The 4,124-nt window shown below is 69.6% G+C and carries 3 protein-coding genes; 2 read left to right on the top strand and 1 reads right to left on the bottom strand.

Going from position 1 to position 4,124, the window contains the following annotated elements; translation table 11 throughout:
• Positions 1 to 76: 76 nt before the first annotated feature.
• Positions 77 to 928 (bottom strand): GAF and ANTAR domain-containing protein, encoded by an 852-nt coding sequence (locus ABZ646_RS41755; RefSeq protein ID WP_360531560.1) that lies wholly within the window; start codon positions 926 to 928, stop codon positions 77 to 79.
• A gap of 1,564 nt (positions 929 to 2,492) precedes the next feature.
• On the opposite strand from ABZ646_RS41755, the gene ABZ646_RS41750 reads away from it, so the two are divergent.
• On the top strand, positions 2,493 to 2,870 hold the full coding sequence (locus ABZ646_RS41750) for a hypothetical protein (protein WP_360531557.1): 378 nt from the start codon (positions 2,493 to 2,495) through the stop codon (positions 2,868 to 2,870).
• Between the two features lie 416 nt (positions 2,871 to 3,286).
• Positions 3,287 to 4,124 (top strand): transposase (locus tag ABZ646_RS41745; RefSeq protein WP_360531554.1); only part of this gene is annotated, 838 nt, incomplete at its 3' end.

Genomic DNA, 4,124 nt, shown 5'->3' with positions numbered 1-4,124 from the left:
ACGTGATGTGGGCACTCCTGCGCGACAACAGAGTCTTCACCCCCGCCCCGCCGGTCGCGCAGGCGGCTTGACTCAGTCATTGAAACTCCTCGTCGGGCGGTCGCGCATCCGGCGGTTGCGTATCGGAGGGACACGCACCCGGCGGTCTCACGTCGGACGGTGTGGTCTCCAGGGGGAAGCGGAGCCGGTGGGCGACCACGTCGGCGGCGACCACCGAGATCCGTATCCCCCGGGCGTACGCGTGGGCGCGCAGCCGGATGAACGCTTCCTCGACGCCGACGCCGAGCTGGACCATGAGGACGCCGGTGGCCTGGTCGATCTCGGCCCGGTAACCGCCCAGGTCATCGAAGGGCGCGGGGTCCGGCCGGTCCGTGCCGGCCACGTCGGTGCCGGACGCGCCGGTTTCGGACGGGACACCCGCCTCACCGATCCCGGCGTCGAGCAGAAGCAACGTGGCAGTGTCGGCGAAGGCCATCGCGTCGGCCACCTCGTCCGCGTCCAGCTCGACCGAGCTGCTGGAGTACAGGTCGAGTACGCCGGGGCTGATGGCACCGATCTGCAGGGGGAAGGCGAAGACCGCCCTGGCTCCGGCTTCCAGGGCCGCGTCGGCGAACACCGTCCAATGCCGTTGCAGTTCACCGGCCAACAAGTCGGTGCACAGGACCGAGGAGCCGAGGACAAAGGCATCCACGCACGGCCCCTCGCCCAGTGTGAGCTGGAGTTCTTCCAGCTGCTGACTGACGGAGTCGGTGCTGTACAGCGGATGACTCGCCCGCCCGCGGGACATCGCGGACACCCCGGCCCCGCCGACCGGCAGCGCCGCCACCGCCGCCGTACACACGTCGAGGAGGCCGACCCGGGCGCCGCGCAGGGCCGCCTGCTCGGCCACGAGAACCCGGATCCGCGCCGACCGGCTGCCGGGGATCACGGTGACCACCGGATCAAAGGGGGAACTGGCGCCAAGAACACGGCACCGTCGGCCGGCCCGCGGACGTTTCCGACGTCCTTCCTGCGCCAGGAGCGGAGAGAGGCCACGCTCGGCTCGTCGGCCCGGTCCGCCAAGGCGACACCGAGTGATGCCTGGCGCTCGGAGAGGAGCGGGTCCTGCAACCGTCGGGCCACATCCCGGTGCCGCTCGTGCCGGTGAACCAGGAGCCCGGCGAAGCCGGCGCCGGTGATCCGGCCGACGGCGGGCGGGCGCACTCCGTCGAATCCCGGCCACCCGAAGCCGTCATCGCCTACGACACGGGGGGCTGGGACCGCGTGGGGGAGCCGCCGGTGCCGCCGCCCTGGGGAAGATCCGAACCCGCAGCCCTCCAGGGCCGCGGTCTCCGCGATCACCACGGCGAATCCGGGCTGCTGTACGGCGACGGCGAGACGTCCTGGACGGACTTCCGGGCTCGGCTCGAGAGCATCTTTGTCGAACGCCGCTGCGCGGGACCCCGCGACGGACCCGCGAGATCCCCGCGGGAACAGACGGCCTGCCAGCGGGCTGGACCGGCTCGGGCACATCGCTTCTACGGCGGGCTGCTCGCAACCGCCTCCGCTCCACGGCTGACCGCGGGCTGGAGAGGTGATCATGGCGTCCCCGCCCGCTGGAGGGGACGAGAGCGGCGCGAGCGGTCGCGAGCCCTCCGGCGGATGGACAGCCGCACAGAATAAGGCATGACACCTCTGTTCCAGCCGTTCAGGTGTTCTCGGGACCGCTACCGGGCACCGGACGCGAGGCGCCGGGCTTGGTACCCGGCGAGGTGCGACCGAGGTCGGGGCGTACGAACACATGAGTGGGTCACCAGGTCTGAGTTCCGCGCTACGAGGCTCGGTGCCCGACAGGGATCTCCTCGAAGATGCGACGGGTCCGGACGAGAATCCGCTCCCGTGGCATCGTGGTCAGCAGGCCGTGCGTCCACCGGGGTCCTGGGCGTCCGCTCACCAGCATAGTCCCCGGCCCTTCGCTGCGGTGGGTCCGAACAGGCCGGAATCCGGCAACCGGGCGGCTGCGGAAAGGCATCGGAGGAATCCGGGGCGAGCCGAATGTGAGGGAGCAGGTAGACCAGCAGCGGGAAGTCGACGAGCAGGGCGATGGCCAGGCCCGCGAAGAACAGCAGTGCCCCGTCCCGCCCCACCCGCGATCCTGACCTTGTCGGCGGTCCAGCAGACCGCACTGATCGCGAACACGGATCTGCCCATCGCGACCAGCCCGACCACGCCGAGACCGACCAGCACACCGGCATCCTTGAGCTTGAGCTGGGCCGGGTTTCCCGGTCCTCCTCCTTCTGCCACACCGCGCGCAGACACCCGCGCAGTGCGCCGACCTGCCGATCACGAGCAGCAGCGCGCCCGCGATGAGTCCGACGCGTCCGGCATGCGCGACGAGGCCATTCACGTTCAGCAGGTCGGAAAGGCCCGGTGCCTGGGCCCCAGGTGCCTTCCCACACCGTGCACTGCGCCACGATTGGCAGGACGATGGCATCAGGCTCGATCAGGTCGCCGTGGAGTTCGCCCCCGACAGCACATCGGAGACCGGACTCGGCGGGGGCTACGACGTACCGTCGTTCGAGTTCGCCGCCCGGTTCGGCCTGCGCCAACTACCCGGCACCGTGGATCTCGTGTGCTTGGACGGCCGACGTGCCTCCGCAGTTTTCCGCGCAGACAAGCCCTGGCGCGGCCACCTGCTCTACATGCGCCGCGATCTCGTTGAGCGTTTCGCCGGTGATCGCCGCATCATGCAGGTGGCCTGGGGCGAGCGCGAGGTGGCCGTCGACTGGCATTCTCCTCCTTCATGGGTACGCGCGGCGCAGCGCAGCCACGCGAACGTGTGGCGTCATATTCGGATACTCACGGCAGTTCAGTGCAGTACCGAGAATTAAGGGGTCGTAGGCGGCCAGGGCCCGACTTCTAGTGCCGGTAAGACGGGTCACAGGCTGTCCTCATTGCCGGTCACGAGTGGGCGGAGACGCATCTCGGCGTCAGCCTGCTCCGGCCAGGGTGGGCGCAGGTTCGGACGAAACCATCCGGCTGCGGTCGGGTCATGCCATTGCGCTGAGATCGACGGGACGGTTGTGCAGTGCCGTCCCGAACGGGGGTCTGACTCTTGAGATCTTTGACCGAAGTGTCCAGTCACGGACTTGTCGACTGTCGTTGCGGGATGGTTTCTGCTGTCACCGAGCCACGGGGCGTGTCCCTATAGGGGCCTCGCCGAGTTTCAGGCGCCACCACGGTTCAGACCGCCCGAGCGGGCCGGTGCCATCCACTCAGCATGTCACCACGCGGGAGGCGAACCACCTTGACGACCAGACAGCGCAGCACCTCCTCCAGTGCGGATCCTCCCGTGCGGAGAGAGGTCGTACTGGGCGTGGACACGCACGGTGAGGTGCACGTCGCCGCCGTGGTGTCCCCGCTGGGGAAGATCTTGGGCACCGAGTCCTTTCCGGCGACGGCGGCCGGCTACCGACAGTTGCTCGTGTGGGCCCGCAAGCGGGGTATGGTGCGCCGGGCCGGTGTGGAGGGCACCGGCACCTTCGGCGCGGGCCTGTCCCGCTACCTGCTGGCTCAGCAGGTCGAGGTGTCTGAGGTGAACCGGCCCGACCGCTCGGCCCGCCGGCTGCTGGGGAAGTCGGCCCCGCTCGATGCACAGGCCGCCGCGCGGGCCGTGCTCAGCGGTCGTGCCCGGGCCCGGGCCAAGTCCGGCGACGGTCCGGTGCACAGCGCCCGGATGTACAAGCTCGCCAAGGACTCTGCGGTCAAGGCCCGTACCCAGGCGGTCAACCAGCTCAAAGCCGTCCTGGTCATCGCCGATCCCGCACTGCGGGAACGACTGTCCAGCCTGGGCAACCGCGAGCTGTTCCGCACCTGCGCACGCCTCGGGCCAGGCGACGGCGAGGAGGGCGAGAACGCGGTGGCCCAGGCCACCCATATGACTCTGAGAATGCTCGCGGAGCGTATCGAACAGCTCACCGGGCAGATCGATGAGCTGAACCAACGCCTGACCCGGCTCGTCGAACACCACGCCCCACAGCTGCTCGTACCGGTGGGCATCGGCCCAGACAGCGCAGTCACCTTGCTGATCACCATGGGAGACAACCCCGAGCGGCTGAACAGGTCCAGGAGGCGTGACGACCGGC

Source organism: Streptomyces sp. NPDC007162, assembly GCF_040634175.1.
Lineage (GTDB): Bacteria > Actinomycetota > Actinomycetes > Streptomycetales > Streptomycetaceae > Streptomyces.
The sequence above is the reverse complement of the archived record's forward strand: the minus strand, read 5'-3'. Positions and strand labels throughout refer to the sequence as shown.